A 21,982-nucleotide genomic window follows, 5' to 3' on the forward strand; every position below is an offset into this window, starting at 1 on the left:
CTCGTTCGCTGAGGTTTGCAATGTCCGTTTGCCTCAAGGGTGACGTAGCAAGGGGCATGCCGGAAAAATTGTCGAACAATAAACACGGCGAAAAAAACGGCGAGCCTCGGGGCTCGCCGTTTTTTGTGGCGCGTTTTCAGGGCAGGAATGAGCCGATGATCGCTGACAGTGCAATCAGGCCGATCAGCATTCGACCCAGTTCACCGCCAAGCCGCCCCGTGAAGTTTCCTTGTATTTGTCATGCATGTCGGCGCCGGTGTCGCGCATGGTGCGAATCACCCGGTCGAGGGAAATAAAGTGATTGCCGTCGCCGCGCAGGGCCATTTGCGTGGCGTTGATCGCCTTCACCGCCGCGATGGCATTGCGCTCGATGCACGGCACTTGCACCAGGCCACCGACCGGATCGCAGGTCAGGCCGAGGTTGTGTTCCAGGCCGATTTCGGCAGCGTTTTCCAGTTGCTCCGGCGTCGCGCCGAGCACGTCGGCCAGGCCGGCGGCAGCCATTGCGCAAGCCGAGCCAACTTCGCCTTGGCAACCGACCTCGGCGCCGGAGATCGATGCATTTTTCTTGCACAGAATGCCGACGGCAGCTGCACCGAGAAAGAACGCGACGACGTCATCATCAGACGCATCCGGATTGAATTTCATGTAGTAGTGCAGAACGGCCGGAATGATCCCGGCGGCGCCATTGGTCGGCGCGGTGACCATGCGCCCGCCAGCGGCATTTTCTTCGTTGACGGCGAGGGCGAACAGGTTGACCCATTCCATCGCCGACAGGGTCGAACTGATCACGTTCGGTTTGCCGATTTCCAACAGGCTGCGGTGCAGTTTCGCCGCGCGACGCGGTACTTTCAGACCGCCGGGCAGGATGCCTTCGTGGCGCAAACCTTGTTCGACGCACTCGCGCATCACCGACCAGATGTGCAACAGGCCCTGACGGATCTCGGTGTCGCTGCGCCAGGCGCGCTCGTTGGCCAGCATGAGTTCGGAAACGCGCAGATTGTGCTGTTTGCACAAAGCGAGCAGCTCGGCGGCGCTGGAAAAATCGTAGGGCAACACCACGTCGCTGGCGGGCGCCACACCGGATTCGGCTTCAGCCGCTTCGACGATGAAACCGCCGCCCACCGAATAATAGGTTTGCGCAAACAGCTCGGCGCTTTCGCCGAATGCAGTCAGCGACATGGCGTTAGGGTGGTAGGGCAGGCTTTCGTCGAGCAGCAGCAGATCGCTGTGCCAGTCAAAAGCAATTGAACGTCGACCGGCGAGGGACAGTTGTCCGGTTTCGCGCAGTTGTTGAATGCGTGGATCGATGGTCGAAGGATCGACGCTGTCCGGCCACTCGCCCATCAGGCCCATGACCGTTGCACGGTCAGTGGCGTGACCAACGCCGGTGGCCGAGAGCGAACCGTACAGGCGGATCTGCACACGTCGCACATCATTGAGCAGATGCTGATCGATCAGAGCTTGGGCAAAGGTCGCGGCTGCACGCATCGGACCGACGGTATGGGAACTGGACGGGCCGATGCCCACTTTGAATAGATCGAAAACACTGATAGCCATGCTAAACCCTTACAAGCAATGGAGTAGGAATCGCTGCCATTTTTTGTCGGACGAGCGCAATGTCGGCGATACTGCCTGCCTCGCTTCGAGGTGACCAACGAAACCTCCTAAGACAGCCTTTAGCAGGACTAAACAATGAGTCGTCAATTGCATGCCCAGACCTATGTCTGGCTGCAGGTGTTTGCCTGTGCCGCGCGGCACCTGTCGTTCACCCGTTGTGCCGAAGAGCTGCACATCACCCCGGGCGCGGTCAGCCAGCAGATTCGCCAATTGGAAGAACGCTTGGGCTTTCGCCTGTTTCATCGGCGCGCGCGGGGCGTTGAGTTGAGTGCGCAGGGGCAGCGGCTGGCGATGACCGTCAACGAAGCCTATGGCAGCATCGATGCGGAACTGCGCCGGCTGGACGCGGGGATGATCAGCGGGACGCTGCGGTTGCGGTCGATCCCGTCGTTTCTCGGCCAGTGGCTGACCCCACGCCTGCCGCGCTTGCAGCAACGTTTTCCGGATATCCAGCTGCGCCTGGTGGCCGAGGACAGCAGCGTGCCGTTGCACGAGGGCGATTTTGATCTGGCCATCGACCTCAACGATGGCAGCTACCCGGGATTGTTATCCACAGCCTTGCTCGACGAACAGATTTTCCCCGTGTGCGCGCCGAGCCTGCTGCGCGGCCGCCCGCCGCTGCACGGGCCGGCGGATCTGGTGCATTTCCCGCTGCTGCACGACATCACCGCCTGGCGTGGCAGTTACGAATACGCGGAATGGGAATTCTATTTGAATGCGATCGGCTTCGAAGGTGCCGATGTACGACGCGGCCACACGTTCAATCGCAATCACCTGACCATCGAAGCGGCGATTGCCGGCATGGGCGTGGCGATTGCCCGGCGCACGTTGCTCAACGATGAGCTGGAGCGCGGCACGTTGATCGTGCCGTTCGGCCTGTCGGTGCCCAATCACAAGCGTTACGTGCTGCTGTATGCGCCGGGGGCGTTGAGCCATCCGGGCGTGCGCGCTGTGCATGACTGGCTGGTGGAGGAGGCGGGAATTTTCCGCAGTCTGCACCCGCTGAATGACGGGCAATTGTGAACAGATTTTGCCAATGGGCGAGGCGACCCAACTCCCGACCTTAACAGCGCCTCGCTCGGTTGTCCGGCTTTTTTTGCGAATGAATATTTTTCTTTTTTCAGGGGTTGAAATGTTCGCCGCTCGGGCCGATTGTTGTAACCAGGAGGTCAGGAAATTCACTTCAAGGCCTCCAGCGAGCTAGCTGAAATAAGGGATGAACTATGCAAATCCAAGTCAACAGCGATAACCATATTCAAAGCAGTAAGCGACTGGAGGAGTGGGTACGTACAACTATTGAGAGCACGCTCGACCGTTATGAAGAAGACCTGACCCGTGTCGAAGTCCACCTCAGCGACGAGAACGGCGAGAAACCAGGTCCCCATGACTTGCGCTGCCAACTGGAAGCGCGGCCAAAAGGCCACCAACCGATTTCCGTGACCCACAAAGCCGATTCGCTGGAACAGGCGATCGACGGTGCTGCCGAGAAACTCGAGCACAAACTGGATCATCTGTTCGGCAAACTGCGAGGTAAACCACGCGCCGCTGTAGTGCCATTTAGCGGCAAAGCCAACGACAAGCTGTTGGCGGAAGAATTCGACGAGAACGAACAGGCAGCGATCAACAGTTGATGCGCTGATTTCACAAGTGACTAAGGAGAACGGGCCTGCTGATGCAGGCCCGTTTTTTTTCGCATGGGGAGAAGGCTTCAGAGTCTGTTCAGAACGCCACCGAAGTCTGCACATAAACCGTCCGCGGCTCCCCCACGTACTTGCCCTTGTTGTTGTCATCGAACGAGCGTGTGAAGTACTGCGTGTTGAAAATGTTCTTCACGCCCACCGCCACGTTCAGATCGGAAAGCTGCGGTCCGAAGTCATACCCGGCGCGGCTGCCGAACAGCATGTAGCCGGGAATCTTGCCGGTGCTGCCATCGGCGCTTTCCTTCGAAGTGTTGGCGTTGTCGGCAAATTGGTCGCTCTGGAAGCTGCTGTCCAGATTCAGCTTCCATGGCCCTTCGGTATAACCGACGCCAATCGTGCCTTTGTGTTTGGAGGAAAACGGCACGCGGTTGCCTTTGTTCGGACCATCCTCGCGAATAGTTGCGTCGACATAGGCATAACTGGCGTAGACATCGAAACCGGCCAGCGCCGGGCTCAAGTCGTCGAGCGCGTAATTGACGCTGGTCTCGATGCCCTGATGGCGGGTTTCGCCGCGCGCGATCACCGAATCGTTGGTCTGGTTGCTTTCGTACTGGTTGTCGAAGTTGATCAGAAATGCGCCGATCTCCGCGCGCAGGGCACCGTTGTCGTAGCGCGTGCCGAGTTCCCAGGTGCGGGCCTTTTCCGGTTTCACTTCGCCGCTGCTCACGCGATTGGGCATCTGGCTGTATTGCACGCTGCCGAACGAGCCTTCGGTATTGGCGTACACGTTCCAGCTGTCGGTCAGGTGATAGAGCACGTTCAGCGCCGGCAGCGCGGTGTTGTAGTCGCCCTTGTATTTGACGTTGGTCAGGTTGTTGGTCTGTTGCGACTCGATCATCTCGTAGCGCACGCCCGGGGTGATGGTCCATTTGCCGATATCGATACGGTCATCGACGAAGAATGCGTTGGCCTCGGTACCACCGCGAGTGTCGCGGTCGTTGCGGCTGCTGGTGGTCGGGTATTCGTTGGCGCTGATCGGCGTGCGATAGCGCAGTTCGTGGCCGGCCTCGTTGATGTAGCGGTAACCGACGCCGACTTCGTGGCTGCTCGGACCAAGATCGAAGCCTTGGGCGAAACGGGTTTCCAGACCACGCACCCAGTACTCGCGCGGCGATAGCGACAGGAATGTGCCCTGATCCAGATAACCGCTGCGCAGGGTTTTGGTGAAGAAGGTGTTGGCGGTGAACTCGCGGCGGTCTTCCTGATAGCGATAGCCGACGTTGAACATAGTCCGGCGGCCCCAGAACTGGTCTTTCGGCCGCGTCGACTGATACGGATCGGCATCGTAATCGGCGACGTTGAGACCGCCGGGCATGTCGGCCTTGCCTTCGTAATACTGGGCCATGGCGTTGAAGCTGTTGGCGTCGTCGAGCTGGTATTTGCCCTTGAGAATCAGGTCGTCGATCTCGGTATCGCTGTGTTCACGCCAGTCACCGCCACGGGTGCCGGAGTACAACAGCGCACCACCGAGGCCGTTGGCGTTGGTGCCGCCGGCCAGCAGATTGGCGCTGGTCTTGAAACCGTCGTGGCTCGACGATGGGCTGGTTTCAGTCTGGAAACCACCTTTGACTGTTGGCTCGTCGGGAATCGCCCGGGTCACAAAGTTGACCACGCCGCCGACGTTCTGCGGGCCGTAACGCACCGCGCCGCCGCCACGCACCACGTCCACGGCATCCATGTTGCCCATGCTGATCGGCGCGAACGACAACTGCGGCTGACCATAGGGCGCGAAAGGCACCGGGATGCCGTCCATCAATACGGTCGAGCGTGCGGCCAGGCGCGGATTCAAACCACGAATGCCGAAATTCAGTGCCATGTCATGGCTACCGGTGCCGTTGTTCTCCGGCGCATTCACACCGGGGATGCGGTTAAGTACGTCGCGGGCCTGGGTCGCGCCCTGCCGTTCGAACTCTTCGCGGCGGATCACATCACGCGCGCCGGGGTGTTCGAAGACATTGATCTGCGCCGCGTCGCCGAGCCAGTCGCCGACCACGGTCGAGGTGCCCAGCTCCAGCGCCGCGTCAGCCAGCGGTTGCAGGCTGAAGGCGTTGTCACCCTCGGCTCGGGCTTGCAGGCCGGTGCCTTCGAGCAAGGCATCGAGGCCTTGTTGCGCGGTGTAGTTGCCTTCCAGACCACGGCTCTGCACACCGCTGGTGACTTGCGAGCCAAAGGAAATCAGCACGCCGGCTTCACGGCCAAACTGGTTGAGCGCGGTTTCCAGTGGCGCCGGGGCGATGTGATAAACCTTGGCCTCGGCGCCCAACGCGGCGGGCAGGGCGGTGAAGCTGAGGCTAGCGCCGAGCAGAAGATTGCGCAGGCTGCGGGCCAGTGGTGTAAGGCGGGTGGGCTGCATGTGGATGATCCTGAGAAGGTGGAATCAAGGGGGCTTTCCTTCTCTGTCACGCCAGATCTGAAAAACGGCTCATGGTTGTGGCGTTTTTTTACACCCGCGCTTCGACGCTCACCCAATAACGGGTAAAGCGCTTCACTCTGACCGGCAGACTGATCTGCAACAGGTCGAGAATCCGCTCGCTGTCATCCAGCGGATACGTCCCGGAAATCAGCAGATCGGCAACCTGGCTGTCACACCGCAGTTGCCCGCGCCGGTAGCGGCCAAGCTCTTCGAGGAAATCGCCGAGGCGCATATGCGCGGCGACCAGCATGCCGTCAGTCCAGGCGCCGCTGTTGGCGTCCAGCGGCCTGGATTCGCTGACGGAGCTGGCAGTGAAACTCAACTGCCGCGCGACCGGCAGTAGCACGGGCGCGCGCTGGTTGGCGGTGAGTTCGACTCGTCCTTCGAACAGCGCGATCTGCGTGCGTTCGGCAAACTGCCGCACATTGAGGCGCGCTCCTTGGGTTTTCAGTACGCCGTGCGCCGTGCGTATTTCGAACGGACTCGCAGCGCTCAGCAGCATTTCGCCGTCGAGCAGACGAATCAACCGCTGCGCACCATCCACATCAACCGAGCTGGCGGTATTGAGCTGCAACGAATCGGCGCCACTCAGGGCAATCTTGCGCCGCTGTCCGACCGGCGTGCGGTAATCGGCGAGCAGCGACGGCAGCGGCGTGTGCTCGCGCAGGCCCCACGTCGCCGCTGAGCCGGCACCGAGAATCAGCAACAGTTTCAGCGCCTGACGGCGACTGCTCGACTTCGGCCCGTTCAGCGCAGCGTGGGCCAACGGCGAGGAAACACCACGCAGACGCTGATTGACCCGCTGCATGTGTTCCCACGCCCGGCGGTGTTCGCTGTGTGCGTCCAGCCACTGTTGCCAGGCTTGTTGCTGGCGCGGGGTGAGCGTGCCCTGCTGCATTTCCAGCTGCCAGTGCACCGCCTGTTCGGCGACCTGCGCGGAAAATTCCGGCACACGATTCATAACGCGAAATAGCAGCGCATGGCCGCTTTGTTCAAATGGCGTTTGACCGTGGCCACGGAAATACCCAGTTCGGCGGCGATCTGTGGATAAGTCAGACCATCGACCTGAGCGAGCAGGAAAGCGTGTTTGACCTGGCGCGGCAAACCGTCGAGCAGCTCATCGAGTTCGACCAGTGTCTGCAGGATGATCGCTTTGTGCTCTTCCGACGGCGCGACCATTTCCGGCATCTGCGCCAGGGTTTCGAGGTAGGCGCGTTCCAGATCCTGGCGCCGGTAATGATTGAACAGCACGCGCTTGGCCAGCGTGGTGAGAAAGGCGCGCGGTTCGATGATCACCGGTGGCTCGCGGGCGGTCAGCACCTTGATGAACGTGTCCTGGGCCAGATCCGCCGCGCTGTCCGGACAGCCGAGCTTGCGCCGCAGCCAGCCGGTGAGCCAACTGTGATGGGCGTTGTAGAGCGATTCGACGGGATGGGCGGGCGGCAACGAAATCACTCCGGACGCAAAACCTGCGTAGAGAACGTACGTTAGAGAACAAGAACGGTTCGCATTGTAGGGGTTGGCGACCGTGTCCGGCAATCAGATGCTTTTGCGTATGAGAATATTTATCATTAATATTGCTCGCCTGTAGATTCGGCTTGTTGGCCGAATGTTTTTCGTTTCAGGGTCGAAACATGAAAGGCAAACTCGTAACCCTTCCCATGTCCTATCGTCTGGCCGTCACTTCGCGAGTGCTGGCGGCGATTTTCGGCGGCTATCTGGTGGCGGCGCTGGCCAGTGTCACCCTGACGTTGTGGCTGCCGCTGAACCGCGCCGAAGCGGTGGTCACTGGCATGACCGTGTCCTTTCTGGTCTATCTGGTCGCGGTGCTCTGGTGTTTCGCCTGCCGCAGCGCATGGTCGGCATGGGTCGGCCTGTTGGTGCCGAGCGTGATCCTCGCCACCATTTCCGGTGCCGCGCGCGGTCTGGGGCTGGCATGAAAGAAGGTTTCCGCCAGGCAATGGCGTGGCTGCACACCTGGGCCGGGCTAGTGTTCGGCTGGTTGTTGTTCGCGATTTTCCTGACGGGAACACTCGCCTACTTCAAAGACGAAATCAGCCACTGGATGCAGCCGGAAATTGTGGCGCATCCACTCGATGCCGAAGCGAGCCTGACGCTCGCGCAAAACTATCTGCAGCAACACGCCGCCGGTGCCTCGCGCTGGCTGATCGATTTGCCCGATGCTCGCGATCCCGGTCTGACCGTGCGCTGGCAGCAGGCTTCGGGCAAACCCGGCGAGCGCGGCCGCTTCGAATCCCGGACCCTCGATGCTCAGACCGGAGCCGAAGTACAGGGCCGCGAAAGCATGGGCGGCGAGTTCTTCTACCGCTTTCACTTCCAGTTGCAGATGCCTTATCCGTGGGGCCGCTGGCTGGCGACCTTCGCTGCGATGGTGATGTTCGTCGCGTTGATCAGCGGCATCATCACCCACAAGAAAATCTTCAAGGACTTCTTTACCTTCCGCCCGCGCAAGGGCCAGCGTTCCTGGCTCGACGGGCATAACGCGGTGGGTGTGCTGGTGCTGCCGTTTCACTTGATGATCACCTACAGCAGCCTGGTGATTTTCATGTCGATGGTCATGCCAGCCAGCATCGTCGCCTCTTACGGCAGCGACGTGCGCAAGTTCTACGACGAGGTCTTTCCCGCCTCGAAGACGCCCGAGCGCGCCGCTATTGCCGCGCCGTTGAGCGCCATGGCGCCGTTGCTGGCGAAGGCCAGCGAGCAATGGTCGGGCGGCCACACGGCGCGCCTGTCGGTGAGCAATCCGGGCGATACCAGCGCCACGGTGGTGCTGTCCCGCGCGGGCGATCGGGTGGTGCATGATTTCGGCCGGGCGGTGACCTTCAACGGCGTCACCGGGCAGCTTCTGAGCAGCACCCCCGATCAGCCCATGGCGATGGCGGTGGGTGGCGCGTTTTACGGTTTGCACATGGGCCATTTCGCCGGGCCGCTGTTGCGCTGGCTGTATTTCCTTTGCGGACTGGCCGCCACGGCAATGATCGGCACCGGACTGGTGATCTGGCTCGGCAAGCGGCAGCTCAAGCACGCTAAAAGTGCGGCGATGCCGTTCGAATTGCGTCTGGTCGAAGTGCTGAATATCGCCAGTATGGCCGGGCTGGTATGGGCGGTGGCGGTGTTCTTTTTGGCCAATCGACTGCTGCCGGTGAGTCTGGGAGGGCGGGCCGATTGGGAAGTGAACGCGTTCTTCATAGTCTGGGGCCTGAGCGTGGTGCACGCGGTATTGCGTCCGGGACGCAAGGCGTGGATCGAACAGCTGACGCTCGGCGCCGCGTTGTTTATCGCGGTGCCGCTGATCAATGCGCTGACCACACCGTGGAATCTTGGCGCCAGCCTGATGCAGCGCGACTGGGCACTGGCCGGATTTGATCTGACTTGTCTGGCAACGGGGCTTTTTCTTGGCTGGGCTGCGCGCAAGATGCAGCGTACGGGCAACCACGCCAGCGTTCGCCAAGTAGGTTCTTCGCCTCGCTCGATCACTGTCGAACAGGGTGCCAACTGATGCTGCTGGCCCTGTTGCTCACCTATGCCGGCTTCACCGCGTTGTGCCTGTCGATGCCACGTCATCACGCCGAATTGCTCGGCGCCAAACCGTCGACGCGCCGCCGTCAGGGTCTGGCGTTGGCGGGATGGCTGTTGCTGGCGCTTTCGCTGTGGGCAGCGGTCGCGGCCAGTGGCTGGAGTTTCGGTCTGGTCGACTGGTTCGCGGTGCTGATGCTCAGCGCTTTGGCATTGGTGCTGTTGCTGCCGTATCGCCCGCGTCTGGCCATGGCCCTGGCCGGGTTGAGCCTGCTGGCGAGCCCGGTCGCCGCCTGGGCGCTGTGCTGAAGTGCTGATCGGTCTGCCGCCGGAATCGCGCGACGATGAAGCGCGTGGCGCGCGTGCGCATTTTCTCCAGGTGTTTCTGTCCCAGCGTGCGCAAATGGAGGCGCTGGTGAACCGGCGCGTCGGTTGTCGGGCGACGGCGGCGGATCTGGTCCAGGATCTGTTTTTGCGCTTCTGGCGCCGGCCGCTGATCCAGGTTGAAGAGCTCAGCACTTATCTGCTGCGCTGCGCCGGCAATATCGCCATCGATCATTTGCGCAGTGAAGGCACGCGCACGCGGGTCAACGAAGGCTGGCAGCCGGACGAACCCGACAGCCATGGCAGCGAACCCCAGGCTGCGCTGGAGGCCGGCAATGATCTGCGTCACGTCGAAGCAGCATTGCGCGCCTTGCCCGAGCGTACCCGGCAGATCTTTCTGCTCAATCGCATTCATGGGCGCAAGTACGCCGAGATCGCCAAGGCCATGGGCCTGTCCCAAAGTGCCGTGGAAAAACATATGATGCGCGCCCTCGAGGCCTGCAAGGCCAGCCTGCGCGACCCCGCGCCACGCCTGCCAGGGAAAGTACCGTGAAGCCATCAGACCCGATCACGCCGACACCGGCCCAGGAGCAGGCCGCGCTGGCTTGGCTGAGCCTGCTGCATGACCGCCCGAGCACTGGCGATCAACTGACCTTCAGCCAATGGCTGCGCGCCGACCCCGCCCATGCCGAAGCGTATGCGCAGGCGCAGGTGATCTGGGAACTCAGCGAAGCCCCGGCGCGCATGTTGGCCGAGGAAGATGCGCTCGCGCTGCATGGCTATCTGCAGGCAATGGACGCCCCGCGTCGCTCGCCGACGTGGCGTTGGTCAGGCGCGCTGGCGCTGGCCGCGTGTCTACTGTTGATGGTCAGCCTCGGCACGGGGTGGCAGGCGCAGCGCTGGCTCGACGATCTGCGCGCCGATCATGTCTCCACGCCTGGCGAAATTCGCACGGTGACACTGGCCGATCAGTCGCAAGTGACACTGGATGCCGATAGTGCGATTGCTGTGGATTTCAGCCGCGGTCAGCGCCGTGTGCAATTGATTCGTGGCGCTGCTTTCTTCAGCGTCACTCACACCGGCGATCCGTTTGTGGTGGCGGCGGAGCAGGGCGCGGCGCGGGTGCTGGGCACCCAGTTTGAAGTACGCCGACAACCCCACGGTGCGCAGGTGACGGTGTTGTCCGGACGTGTCGCGGTCACGGCGGACGAGCATGGCCAACAACAGATTCTCACGGCCGGCCAGCAAGTTGCCTACGCCGACGGCACGGCGGAAAAAATGCATGCCGTGGACAGTGAAGCGCAACTGGCCTGGCGTCAGGGCTGGCTGACTTACTACAGGACCGCGCTGGCCGATGTCGTTGAGGATCTGCGTCGGTATTACCCGGGGCGGATTGTGCTGCTCAACGATGAGCTGGCGGCGCGCAAGGTCAGCGGCAGCTTTCCGAGCAAGGACCCGCAGGCGGTGCTCAATTCGTTGCAGGGGGTGTTGGGATTTGAGCAGCATCGGGTGTTGGGGCAACTGATTATTCTGCGCTGAGGCTGCCGGCCTCTTCGCGAGCAGGCTCGCTCCCACAGGGAACGCATTCCAAAGGTGGGAGCGAGCCTGCTCGCGAAGGCGTCACTCCAGGCAACAAATCCTCCAAAAAATATTTTCAATTTAAAGGTGAGGTAACCCCGAGCGCCATCCGTGTAGTGACTGAAACTGCGAGCCATTCGCATCCGTTGCGGTTCTACACAGGTCATTGAGCAATGAAGTCCAGGGCAAAATCCGGTTCGGTCAAACAGTGGTTAAGCGTGTCGGCGTTGAGTTTTTCCGCGTTGGCATTGCTGCCGATGAGTGTGGCGCTGGCCGCTGAAACGGTGAGCAATCAGGCGCAACAGCAATTCAATTTTGCCCTAGCCGCCAAACCGTTGCCCCAGGCCCTGAGTGACTTCAGCCGTGTGACCGGGCAGAGCGTGGTCTACACCGACGAAGCGCCGTACGGCCTCGATGCTCCGGCAGTCAACGGCCGGATGAGTGCCGAGCAGGCCTTGCAACGGTTGCTCGGCAACTCCGGCCTGCGCTTTCGCCGCACCGACAGTCATACCTTGGCGCTGGAACCGATGCCGACCGCAGGCGCGCTCAATCTCGGCGCCACCACCATCACGTCCACGCGCGACGAATCGCTGAGTTATCAGCCGCCGGAAACCAGTTCGGTGATGCGCTCATCGGCGTCGCTGCAAGAGATTCCGCAGACGGTCAATGTCATCCCGGCGCAGGTCATTCGCGATCAGGCGCCGCGCAATCTCGACGACGCGCTGGCCAATGTCAGTGGCATCACCCAGGGCAACACCTTGGGCAGTACCCAGGACTCGGTGATGACTCGCGGTTTCGGTGACAATCGCAACGGCTCGATCATGCGCGACGGCATGCCGCTGGTGCAGGGCCGCGGCATGAACGCGACCGTGGATCGCGTCGAAGTGCTCAAGGGCCCGGCCTCGTTGCTTTACGGGATTCAGGACCCGGGCGGCGTGGTCAACCTGGTCAGCAAGAAGCCCGAACTGACCCAGTACAACGCCGTGACGGTTCGCGGTTCGACCTACGGTGACGGCAAGAACGGCAGCGGCGGCGCCTTCGACAGCACCGGCGCGCTGGGTGATTCCGGCTTCGCCTATCGCATGGTCGTCGATCATGAAGACGAAGATTACTGGCGCAACTTCGGCACCCATCGCGAGACGCTGATCGCACCGTCGCTGGCCTGGTACGGCGAGCGCACCAAGCTGCTGTTCGCCTACGAGCACCGCGAATTTCTCACCCCGTTCGACCGTGGCACCTTGATCGATCCGCGCACCAATCATCCGCTGGATATCTCGCGCAAGGAGCGTCTCGACGAGCCGTTCAACGACATGGAAGGGCGCTCGGATCTCTACCATTTCGAAGCCGACCATGAACTCAACGACGACTGGAAAGCCCACTTCGGCTACAGCTGGAATCGCGAGACCTACGACGCCAGCCAGGTGCGCGTGACTGCTATCGACACCAAAAAAGGCACACTGACGCGGAGCATGGACGGCACGCAAAACGCGATCAGCACCGATCGTTTCACCACCGCCAGCCTCGAAGGCAAAGTGAATGTGCTGGGCATGCAGCACGATCTGGTGTTCGGTGTTGATGATGAATACCGCAAGATCTACCGCGAGGATCTGATCCGGCAGAAAAGCCTGAGCACCTTCAGCTATCTCAACCCGGTCTATGGTCGCGAAGTGATGGGCACTACGGTGAGTGCGCCCGACAGCGCGCAGACCGACAAACTGCGCAGCGACTCGCTGTTCCTGCAGGACTCGATTCACCTCAACGAGCAGTGGATTCTGGTCGCTGGCGGACGTTTTCAGGAGTACGACCAATACGCCGGCAAAGGCGTGCCGTTCAAGGCCAATACCGACAGCAATGGGCAGAAGTGGGTGCCGCGTGCCGGTCTTGTGTACCGCTACACCGATGCCTTGTCGTTCTACGGCAGCTACACCGAATCGTTCAAGCCCAACTCGACCATCGCCCCGCTGAGCGGCAGCAGTACCGTGCTCGACGGCAGCATTGCGCCGGAAGAAGCCAAGTCGTGGGAGCTGGGCGCGCGGCTGGATATGCCGGGCAGCATCACCGGCAATATCGCGTTGTTCGACATCAAGAAACGCAACGTGCTGGTGGCCAATTCCGAAGGCCCTACCACGATCTACAGCGCGGCAGGCGAGGTGCGTTCACGCGGTCTGGAAGTGGATCTGAGCGGGCAACTCAGCGAGCACTGGAACCTGATCGGCAGCTATGCCTACACCGATGCCGAAGTCACCGAAGACCCGGAATACAAAGGCAAGCGCCTGCAAAACGTAGCGAAGAACTCCGGCTCGCTGTCGGCGGTGTATGACTTCGGCAATGTGTTTGGCGGCGACCAACTGCGTGTCGGTGCCGGTGCGCGGTACGTCGGCGAGCGTGCCGGCAACGCGGTGAACGATTTCGATCTGCCGAGCTACACCGTGGCGGATGCGTTTGCCACTTACGACACCACGGTTGAAGGGCAGAAGGTCAAGTTTCAGTTGAACGTGAAGAATCTGTTCGACCGCACCTATTACACCTCGTCGGCGAGCCGCTTCTTTGTGTCGATGGGGGATTCGCGGCAGGTTTCCTTGTCCAGCACCCTGGAGTTCTGATCCAAAACCGCATCAACGCTCTTCGCGAGCAGGCTCGCTCCCACAGGAGACTGCATTTCAAGGTGGGAGCGAGCCTGCTCGCGAAGGGGCCATCACTGTCGAAAAGGTACGAGTTTCTAACGCAAAAACGCCTGCCGATACTCGCCCGGCGTCCCACCCAAAACCTGCCTGAACCGATTAGTGAAATGGCTGGCACTGGCAAACCCGCACGCCAGTGCAATCTCCCCCAAGGGCAGCGCCGTGCCGCGCAACAATTCCCGTGCCCGGCTCAAGCGCCGCGCCAGCACATATTGATGCGGCGGCAGGCCGAAGCTCAGGCGAAACATCCGCGCAAAGTGATATTCCGACAGTGCACACAGCCCGGCCAGTTGCCCGAGGCTGATCGGCTCAGCCAACTGATTGTCGATGAACTCCACCAGTTGCCGACGCTGATGCGGCGCCAGTCCGCCCTTCAGGCGCAAGCCCTGACGCGCACCGACCTGGCTGAGCAGGGTGTGGCTGATCAATTCGTGGGCGAGGCTGCTGGTCAGCAAGCGTTCGGCTGGCTCTTCCCAGTTCAGGCTCAACAATCGGCGAAAGCGCTGGGCCTGCTCCGGATCTTCGAGAAAGGTCTGTTCGCGCAACTGCATCTCGCGCGGCTCGCGATCGAGCAACGTCACGCAACCGAGGGCGAATTGTTCGGCGCTGAAATACAGGTGCGCCAGACGGATGTCGCCATTGATCACCCAGCCCGATTCATGCTCGGCCGGCAGAATGCACAGTTTGTCCGGCCCGCCCTTGCGGCCCGGCTGGCCACGGCGAAATGTACCAGTGCCGCCGGCGATATAGCAGGACAAGGTGTGATGACTCGGCGCTTCATATTCCTGGGCGTCGTGGTGATTGGTCCACAAAGCCGCAGACAAGCCGTCGCCGAGCTCGGCGCTGTGCACCAGACGTGCATTCGGCGAGCGGTTGAGGGCTTGAAAGACTTGCAGGGTATCGATGGCGGCCATGTGCGGTTCTCTTCAACGCCTTCGCATCCTACTCCGTAGACGTGGCGCTGCCAGCCAGTTGGCAGACAAAAGCGCAAGATTCTGCAAGCGCCGAAGGATGGCCAAGGCAGACACTCAAGGCCTGTTTAAGGAGTGTCTGCCATGAACCTGTCGTTGTACCTGCTGACCGTGCTGATTTGGGGAACCACCTGGATCGCCTTGAAATGGCAATTGGGCGTGGTCGAAATTCCTGTGTCGATCGTTTATCGCTTCGGCCTGGCTGCATTGGTGTTGTTTGCGTTGCTGCTGCTCAGCCGACGTCTGCAACCGATGAATCGGCGTGGGCACCTCATCTGCGTCTTGCAGGGCCTGTGCCTGTTCTGCATCAACTTCATGTGCTTTCTGACCGCCAGTCAGTGGATTCCCAGCGGGCTTGTGGCGGTGGTGTTTTCCACGGCAACGCTGTGGAACGCGCTGAATGCGCGGGTGTTCTTCGGTCAGCGCATCGCGCGAAATGTGTTGATGGGCGGTGCGCTCGGCCTGTTCGGGTTGGGGCTGTTGTTCTGGCCGGAGCTGGCGGGGCATGAGGCCACTCCGCAAACCTTGCTCGGTCTTGGTCTGGCGCTGTGCGGAACCTTGTGTTTTTCAGCCGGCAATATGCTCTCCAGTCTGCAACAGAAAGCAGGGTTGAGGCCGTTGACCACCAATGCCTGGGGCATGGCCTACGGCGCGGCGATGTTGTCGGTGTGGTGTCTGCTCAAAGGCATTCCTTTCGACATGGATTGGTCGCCGCGTTACGTCGGCGCGTTGCTGTATCTGGTGCTTCCCGGCTCGGTGATCGGCTTTACCGCCTACCTGACGCTGGTCGGGCGCATGGGGCCGGAGCGTGCGGCTTATTGCACGGTACTGTTCCCCGTGGTGGCGTTGAACGTGTCGGCGTTTGCCGAAGGTTATCAATGGACCGCGCCAGCGCTCGCCGGATTGGTGTTGGTGATGCTGGGCAACGTGCTGGTGTTTCGTAAACCGAAACCACTGTTGTCCGCCGGGCAGGGAAAGTTGGCTTGATAAAACGAGCGCTGCTGTTCAGCGCTCGACTTTCAAGGTGATGTAGATCATTACCGGGAAGATAAAGTCGACAATGTGTCGTGCCCAGTCCTTGGCGTTCCATGATTGCGAAGTGTCCATGTCGAACCATTCAACACCGACAGTTTGCAGGCACACGTAATAAATGAAGATGGCGACCAATATGCCCATGATCGAAAACTTCTTGGCTTCATGAAACGCTGCAGCCGAAGCATCAATGTAGCGATATAACTGGTAGGTACCGATCAGACAGAGCACCGTGTAAGTGACTTCCATGGTGATGATGAACCAGTAGATCCGGTGGTGGATCATGGGCGAGTCAATGGCCCGGTACATGATGTTTCCGCTGGCGTTAGTGGTGTCCATACTCAGGATGTGCGCCACATAAGTGTAATTGGATTCGTAGTCGGTGAAGTTATGAATCATCACCAGCAAGCCGAAGAAGCTTATATAAGCCATCAAGATGACTTTGCTGTAACGGATGAGTTTGTCGGTGGTCAGGGTGTTCACGGTATAAGCTCTCCATGGCAATTAATCAATAAGTTGATAAGTTGCGAGAGCTTATATGGCTGTTACTTGGTCTGGCTTTTTTGTTCGGTTGCAAGTTATGTAAGGTGAAGGCCGGCGCAACGTTGCGCCGGCCCTTTTTTTCAGCCGCGCCAGGCCTGCGGATTGACCAGATCCTGCGGCCGTTCGCCGAGCAGGGCGCTGCGCAGGTTGGCCAGTGCGCGGTTGGCCATGGCTTCGCGGGTCTCGGTGGTCGCCGAGCCGATGTGCGGCAGGGTCACGGCGTTTTTCAATTGGAACAGCGGCGATTCGGCCAGTGGTTCTTTCTCGTAGACGTCGAGCCCGGCACCACGGATGCGGTTGTTTTGCAGGGCTTCGATCAGCGCCGGCTCGTCAACGACCGGGCCGCGCGAAATGTTGACCAGGATGGCGCTCGGCTTCATCAGCGTCAGCTCGCGATGGCTGATCAGGTGGCGGGTCTTGTCGCTCAGCGGTACCACCAGGCAGACGAAATCGGCTTCGGCGAGTAGCTCATCAAGGCCGCGGTACTGCGCGCCGAGTTCCTGTTCCAGTTCGGTCTTGCGGCTGTTGCCGCTGTAGAGGATCGGCATGTTGAAGCCGAAGCGCCCGCGCCGGGCGACGGCGGCGCCGATGTTGCCCATGCCGACGATGCCGAGGGTCTTGCCGTGCACATCCGTGCCGAACAGCGGGGTGCCGACGCTGGCCTGCCATTGGCCGGCCTTGGTCCAGGCGTCGAGTTCGGCGACGCGGCGGGCGCTGCTCATGATCAGGGCGAAAGCGAGGTCGGCGGTGCTTTCGGTGAGCACGTCGGGGGTGTTGGTGAGCATGATCCCGCGTTCGTTGAAATAGTCGAGGTCGTAGTTGTCGTAGCCGACCGAGACGCTGGAGACCACTTCGAGTTTTGTTGCGCTTTCCAGTTGTGCGCGGCCGAGTTTGCGGCCGACGCCGATGAGGCCGTGGGCGTGGGGCAGGGCTTCGTTGAACTGGGCGTTGATGTCACCGGCCTTGGGGTTGGGGACGATGACGTCGAATTCTTGTTGCAGGCGTTCGATCATGGGCGGGGTGATGCGGCTGAAGGCCAGGACTGTTTTTTTCATTGGGCTTGGACTCGTCGGGGCTTGATTGCAAGCACGCTAACATTTTCTTGTTCGGGTTGTCTTGGCGGCCTCTGGGCCGACCATGCCTTGGGTTGTCCGGTGTGAATATCCGAAGGTTTCAGTGCGGCGGCTGGCGGTTTCGCCTGACGGCGACTTACTTTTTTACAAGCGCCTAAAAAAGTAAGCAAAAAACGCTAGCTCCTACGTTCGGCCCTCGCAGGCTCGGGTTCCTTCGCTCCGGGACTGATCCGGGCGCAGCGGCTCCGGTTTGCTTCGCTGCACCTCCTTCCGCTGTGTCTGGCTGCGCCAGACGGTCGCTGCGCTCCCACGCCCGGATCAGTCCCTCCACTCAGCCTTCCGACGTCGCCGGTGGATCAAGATCAAAAGCACTCGAGCTTGCGCTCATTGTTGAGTGGGGCGGCTTCGCCGCGGGCAGCTGCGCTGCTTTGCCTTTGCTTTTGTAGGAGCGAGCCTGCTCGCGAAAGCGGCCTGCCAGCCGACCTGTTTCTCACTGAACGCACCCGATCAAACTGTGGGAGCTGGCTTGCCAGCGAAGGCGGCCTGCCAGCCGACCTGTTTCTCGCTGATGTACACGATCCAAACTGTAGATACTCTGTTCACGGCCAACCTCTCTCTGCCAGATTCACCCCGTCCCTGTGGCAGCTGGCTTGCCAGCGAAGGCGGTCTGACAGCCGGCTCATATCTTGCTGGATATACACGATCCAGAATTGTGGGAGCGAGCCTGCTCGCGAAAGCAGTTTATCTGACACCCGAATGTTGAATGTGCCGAAGCCTTCGCGAGCAGGCTCGCTCCCTCAGAGGCTTAATTGTGTGTCGGGGATTGGTCGATTTCGTAATTATCCAGTACCCGATTCACCGCCAGTTCCGCCAGCACGATCACCTGCTGGATGGCCAGTATGGTGTGCCGCTGTGGGCTGTCGACGTGGGCGGCGATGTCGCTGCTCATGATGCTCGCCGAGGCGAGGGATTCGCAGGCGTGGGCCAGCAGGCTTTCGTTGTCCTGGTCCGGGGCGACCTGGAACATGGTGCTGGGTTTGTGGTTTTGCTGGGCGCTGGCGGGCGGTTTGAGGTAGTGATCCAGCGCACGCTCGGCGGCGTCGTGGAGTTTCGTTGAGTCGGGGGATTGGTAGGGTGAGGTGCTTTCGGACTCGGGGGGATTGGGTGTGGGTTTGAACATGGTGAAACTCCATTCTGGAAGTGGAGTTCGCCACTGACTGCGACCAAGCAATCGGGTGGCGAACCGTACGCGGGTTGGTCGACCAGGGAATGGAAACCCGGCAGGGACGAGGCCCTCCCACGCACAGCTCGCCATTAAGCATGCTTGAAAATGTGCGCCATTCTAAACCCGGACGACCAAGTCCGGTCGCTGATTCGTCAGCAACCGCCAAATCCTAGCCAGCGCTCTTCCGACGGACAACCTGCAAAACCTGTCGGAAACTTCCTTGAAAACACCGCGATGTAGGAGCTGTCGTAGGCTGCGACTTTTTGATTTTTAAACAGCAAGATCAAAAGATCGCAGCCTCGTTGCACTCGTCAGCTCCTACACGAAACCTGCAAGTGTTTAAAACTCAGGTCGCAACGCGGACGCCTGCCAAACTCCCGGTCAGTTCATACGCGACCAATTCCGCCTGATGCGCCGCCAATATCTCCGGCAACGATCCGCGCAAATATTCCACCCAGGTTTTTATCTTCGCATCCAGGTACTGCCGTGACGGGTAGATCGCGTAGAGGTTGAGTTCCTGTGAGCGGTAGTTCGGCATGACCCGCACCAGGGTGCCGTTGCGCAGGCCTTCGATAGCGGCGTAGACCGGCAGCACACCGACGCCCATGCCGCTGGTGATGGCGGTTTTCATGGCGTCGGCAGAGTTCACCAGGAACGGTGAGCTGTTGATGGTGACCGTTTCCTGGCCGTCCGGGCCGTCGAAGGCCCATTTCTCCAGCGGGATCACCGGGCTGACCAGGCGCAGGCAGGCGTGGTTGAGCAGGTCGCTGGGTTTCTGCGCGGCGCCGTTGGCTTTTACGTAGGCCGGCGAGGCGCAGACGATGCTGTAGGTGATGCCCAGGCGCTGCGAGACGAAACCGGAGTCGGGCAGTTCGCTGGCCAGCACGATGGACACGTCGTAGCCCTCGTCGAGCAGGTCCGGCACGCGGTTGGCCAGGGTCAGGTCGAAGGTCACGTCGGGGTGGGTCTTGCGGTAGCGGGCGATGGCGTCGATGACGAAGTGCTGACCAATGCCGGTCATGGTGTGCACTTTCAACTGCCCGGCCGGGCGCGCGTGGGCGTCGCTGGCTTCCGCTTCGGCTTCTTCGACGTAGGCCAGAATTTGTTCGCAGCGCAGCAGGTAGCGTTTGCCGGCCTCGGTCAGGGCGATGCGCCGGGTGGTGCGATTGAGCAGACGCGTTTGCAGATGGGCTTCGAGGTTGGAGACCGCGCGCGAGACGTTGGCAGTGGTGGTGTCGAGTTGCACGGCGGCGGCGGTGAAACTGCCCGCTTCGGCAACACAACTGAAGGCGCGCATGTTTTGCAAAGTGTCCATGGGGTGCTCTCAAGGGAGATGGCAAATTGTGACACGAAGTTTCAGGGGCTGAGACCCCCGACCAAGGGATTATCTCGTTAACCGTAACAAAGATTCACAGAAATCCCAGCTTATCGCCGCAGAGGCAGCTCCATAGAATTGCGCCGATCCTGTGCCGGCGCTGCCGAAGGCTGCGGTCTTTTGATTTTGTTTTAAGGGAAGCAAGATCAAAAAATCGCAGCCTGCGGCAGCTCCTACACGGTCTTCGATCTATCCCTCTCTCAGGAATTCGCAGCTGTGCCGCGTCGCATCAACAGAGCGCTTTTGCCGCTCAGTGTTCTGGCTTTAACCCTGGCTCTCGGCGGCTGCATCTCTACCCAAGGCATTGCCCCTCACGGCGAGGCACTCGCGGCCGATTCACTGGCCACCGACGCTGCCATTGCCGAGGCCGCCAAAGACGCCCACTGGCCCAGCGCCCAATGGTGGCAGGCGTTTGGTGACGCGCAACTTGATCGCTGGATCGACCTCGCCGTGCAAGGCAGCCCGAGCATGGCCATGGCCGCTGCGCGGGTGCGTCAGGCCAAGGCCATGGCCGGTGTTGCCGAAGCGGCTGAGGCGTTGCAGATCAATGGCGAATCGACCCTCAAGCGCCACAACTGGCCGACCGATCAGTTCTACGGCCCCGGCGATCTGGCCAACACCACCACATGGGACAACAACGCCGCGCTCGGCTTCAGTTACGCCCTCGACCTCTGGGGCCGCGAGCGCAATGCCAGTGAGCGGGCGGTTGATCTGGCGCATGTGAGCGTGGCCGAGGCGCGACTGGCACAGCTGGAACTGCAGAACAACATCGTCCGCGCCTACATCGAACTGTCGCTGCATTACGCCCAGCGCGACATCGTCGCGGCGACGCTCCAGCAGCAACAGCAGATTCTCGATCTGGCGCAGAAGCGCTTGAACGGCGGGATCGGCACGCACTTCGAAGTCAGCCAGGCCGAAACGCCACTGCCGGAGACCCATCGCCAACTCGATGCGCTGGACGAGGAAATCGCCCTGAGCCGCAACCAGATCGCCGCGCTCGCCGGTAAAGGTCCGGGGGCGGGCGCGCAATTGCAGCGCCCGACATTGTCCCTCGGTGCTGCGCTGAAACTGCCATCGGCATTGCCCGCCGACTTGCTCGGCCAGCGGCCCGATGTGGTCGCCAGTCGCTGGCAAGTGGCGGCGCAGGCGCGTGGCATCGATGCCGCCCATGGCGGCTTTTATCCTAATGTCGATCTGGTCGGCAGCCTCGGCTATATGGCCACTGGCGGCGGGGCGCTGGAGTTTCTGACCGGCAAGAAACTCAACTACAACGTCGGCCCGGCGATCTCGTTGCCGATCTTCGACGGCGGCCGCCTGCGTGGCGAATTGGGCGAGGCGGCGGCCGGTTATGACGTCGCCGTGGCGCACTACAACCAGACCCTGATCAACGCACTGAAGAACATTTCCGATCAGTTGATCCGCCGCGAGTCGATGGACAAGCAGCAGGAATTCGCTGCCGAATCCGTGGCCGCAGCGCAGAAGACTTACGACATCGCGATGATCGCCTACCAACGCGGCCTCACCGATTACCTCAACGTGCTGAATGCGCAGACGTTGCTGTTCAAACAGCAGCAAGTGCAGCAGCAGGTGCAGGCCGCGCGCTTGAGTGCGCATGCCGAGCTGGTGACTGCCTTGGGGGGCGGCCTCGGTGCCGGTGATGACGTGCCGACAGCCGAGCAGACCCAAGCCCCGAAAACCCCGGCGCTGCTGCGTTGAACTCTAAATCTCTACTGGGAATTTCCTCCTTTGGAGTTGACCCCAAACCCTGTGGCGAGGGGATTTATCCCCGTTCGGCGGCGCAGCCGTCGCAAAGCCAGTGCACGCGGTGTGACTGTGGGAATCGGGTCGTAGTTTTTGGGGCCGCTTCGCAGCCCAACGGGGATAAATCCCCTCACCACAGGTTTTGCAGT

General features: G+C 61.0%; 19 protein-coding genes. 10 read left to right on the forward strand and 9 right to left on the reverse strand.

Features of this window, described 5'->3' with window-relative positions:
• Positions 1 to 183: 183 nt before the first annotated feature.
• Positions 184 to 1,560, reverse strand: coding sequence for an L-serine ammonia-lyase (locus ACZ0AZ_RS13465; protein ID WP_463537532.1), 1,377 nt, complete (start codon positions 1,558 to 1,560; stop codon positions 184 to 186).
• 135 nt (positions 1,561 to 1,695) lie between these two features.
• On the opposite strand from ACZ0AZ_RS13465, the gene ACZ0AZ_RS13470 reads away from it, so the two are divergent.
• Positions 1,696 to 2,643 carry a LysR substrate-binding domain-containing protein gene (locus ACZ0AZ_RS13470; RefSeq protein WP_463537533.1) on the forward strand — a complete coding sequence of 316 codons (948 nt, stop codon included), beginning with the start codon at positions 1,696 to 1,698 and terminating at the stop codon, positions 2,641 to 2,643.
• Positions 2,644 to 2,843: 200 nt separating this feature from the next.
• The gene (locus ACZ0AZ_RS13475; RefSeq protein WP_039759281.1) at positions 2,844 to 3,251 is read left to right on the forward strand and encodes an HPF/RaiA family ribosome-associated protein; all 408 of its coding nucleotides are present in this window, start codon (positions 2,844 to 2,846) and stop codon (positions 3,249 to 3,251) included.
• Positions 3,252 to 3,339: 88 nt separating this feature from the next.
• On the opposite strand, the gene fecA is transcribed toward ACZ0AZ_RS13475, so the two are convergent.
• From fecA to ACZ0AZ_RS13490, 3 genes are all read right to left on the reverse strand, one after another.
• Entirely contained in the window at positions 3,340 to 5,673 is a 2,334-nt protein-coding gene (fecA, locus tag ACZ0AZ_RS13480; RefSeq protein WP_463537534.1) for a TonB-dependent Fe(3+) dicitrate receptor FecA, read from the reverse strand.
• Between the two features lie 88 nt (positions 5,674 to 5,761).
• A complete protein-coding gene (locus tag ACZ0AZ_RS13485; protein WP_463537535.1) occupies positions 5,762 to 6,694 on the reverse strand; it encodes a FecR domain-containing protein in 933 nt (310 codons plus the stop codon).
• Entirely contained in the window at positions 6,691 to 7,179 is a 489-nt protein-coding gene (locus tag ACZ0AZ_RS13490; protein WP_129999898.1) for a sigma-70 family RNA polymerase sigma factor, read from the reverse strand. Before ACZ0AZ_RS13490 ends, ACZ0AZ_RS13485 begins: the two co-directional genes overlap by 4 nt.
• 188 nt (positions 7,180 to 7,367) lie before the next feature.
• On the opposite strand from ACZ0AZ_RS13490, the gene ACZ0AZ_RS13495 reads away from it, so the two are divergent.
• The 6 genes from ACZ0AZ_RS13495 (at position 7,368) to ACZ0AZ_RS13520 (ending at position 13,775) form a co-directional block, all read left to right on the forward strand.
• Positions 7,368 to 7,673, forward strand: a complete 306-nt coding sequence (locus tag ACZ0AZ_RS13495; protein ID WP_415763605.1) for a DUF3649 domain-containing protein — start codon at positions 7,368 to 7,370, stop codon at positions 7,671 to 7,673.
• Positions 7,670 to 9,253, forward strand: a complete 1,584-nt coding sequence (locus ACZ0AZ_RS13500) for a PepSY-associated TM helix domain-containing protein (RefSeq protein WP_463537536.1) — start codon at positions 7,670 to 7,672, stop codon at positions 9,251 to 9,253. The genes ACZ0AZ_RS13495 and ACZ0AZ_RS13500 overlap by 4 nt, the downstream gene beginning before the upstream one ends.
• The gene (locus ACZ0AZ_RS13505; RefSeq protein WP_039759271.1) at positions 9,253 to 9,579 is read left to right on the forward strand and encodes a DUF3325 domain-containing protein; all 327 of its coding nucleotides are present in this window, start codon (positions 9,253 to 9,255) and stop codon (positions 9,577 to 9,579) included. The genes ACZ0AZ_RS13500 and ACZ0AZ_RS13505 overlap by 1 nt, the downstream gene beginning before the upstream one ends.
• Position 9,580: 1 nt before the next feature.
• Entirely contained in the window at positions 9,581 to 10,147 is a 567-nt protein-coding gene (locus ACZ0AZ_RS13510) for an RNA polymerase sigma factor (RefSeq protein ID WP_463537537.1), read from the forward strand.
• Positions 10,144 to 11,133 (forward strand): FecR family protein, encoded by a 990-nt coding sequence (locus tag ACZ0AZ_RS13515; RefSeq protein ID WP_463537538.1) that lies wholly within the window; start codon positions 10,144 to 10,146, stop codon positions 11,131 to 11,133. Before ACZ0AZ_RS13510 ends, ACZ0AZ_RS13515 begins: the two co-directional genes overlap by 4 nt.
• Before the next feature lie 212 nt (positions 11,134 to 11,345).
• Positions 11,346 to 13,775 carry a TonB-dependent siderophore receptor gene (locus ACZ0AZ_RS13520; RefSeq protein ID WP_463537539.1) on the forward strand — a complete coding sequence of 810 codons (2,430 nt, stop codon included), beginning with the start codon at positions 11,346 to 11,348 and terminating at the stop codon, positions 13,773 to 13,775.
• 116 nt (positions 13,776 to 13,891) lie between these two features.
• Here ACZ0AZ_RS13520 and ACZ0AZ_RS13525 read toward each other — a convergent pair whose 3' ends face one another.
• Complete coding sequence (locus ACZ0AZ_RS13525; protein WP_463537540.1) at positions 13,892 to 14,767, reverse strand: helix-turn-helix domain-containing protein; 876 nt, start codon at positions 14,765 to 14,767, stop codon at positions 13,892 to 13,894.
• Positions 14,768 to 14,908: 141 nt separating this feature from the next.
• Here ACZ0AZ_RS13525 and ACZ0AZ_RS13530 point away from each other — a divergent pair, with 141 nt between their 5' ends.
• Positions 14,909 to 15,811, forward strand: a complete 903-nt coding sequence (locus ACZ0AZ_RS13530) for a DMT family transporter (protein WP_129999890.1) — start codon at positions 14,909 to 14,911, stop codon at positions 15,809 to 15,811.
• A gap of 18 nt (positions 15,812 to 15,829) precedes the next feature.
• On the opposite strand, the gene ACZ0AZ_RS13535 is transcribed toward ACZ0AZ_RS13530, so the two are convergent.
• The 4 genes from ACZ0AZ_RS13535 to ACZ0AZ_RS13550 all read right to left on the reverse strand — a co-directional run bounded on the left by ACZ0AZ_RS13535 (position 15,830) and on the right by ACZ0AZ_RS13550 (position 20,012).
• Positions 15,830 to 16,339, reverse strand: coding sequence for a DUF2165 family protein (locus ACZ0AZ_RS13535; RefSeq protein ID WP_463537541.1), 510 nt, complete (start codon positions 16,337 to 16,339; stop codon positions 15,830 to 15,832).
• Between the two features lie 140 nt (positions 16,340 to 16,479).
• The gene (locus tag ACZ0AZ_RS13540; protein ID WP_463537542.1) at positions 16,480 to 17,454 is read right to left on the reverse strand and encodes a 2-hydroxyacid dehydrogenase; all 975 of its coding nucleotides are present in this window, start codon (positions 17,452 to 17,454) and stop codon (positions 16,480 to 16,482) included.
• 823 nt (positions 17,455 to 18,277) lie between these two features.
• Positions 18,278 to 18,652, reverse strand: coding sequence for a DUF6124 family protein (locus ACZ0AZ_RS13545; protein ID WP_463537543.1), 375 nt, complete (start codon positions 18,650 to 18,652; stop codon positions 18,278 to 18,280).
• Between the two features lie 391 nt (positions 18,653 to 19,043).
• Entirely contained in the window at positions 19,044 to 20,012 is a 969-nt protein-coding gene (locus ACZ0AZ_RS13550; RefSeq protein WP_039759257.1) for a LysR family transcriptional regulator, read from the reverse strand.
• Positions 20,013 to 20,288: 276 nt separating this feature from the next.
• Here ACZ0AZ_RS13550 and ACZ0AZ_RS13555 point away from each other — a divergent pair, with 276 nt between their 5' ends.
• The gene (locus ACZ0AZ_RS13555; RefSeq protein WP_463570829.1) at positions 20,289 to 21,788 is read left to right on the forward strand and encodes an efflux transporter outer membrane subunit; all 1,500 of its coding nucleotides are present in this window, start codon (positions 20,289 to 20,291) and stop codon (positions 21,786 to 21,788) included.
• Positions 21,789 to 21,982: the final 194 nt, after the last annotated feature.

The sequence above is a fragment of the Pseudomonas sp. AC239 genome, from assembly GCF_979258545.1.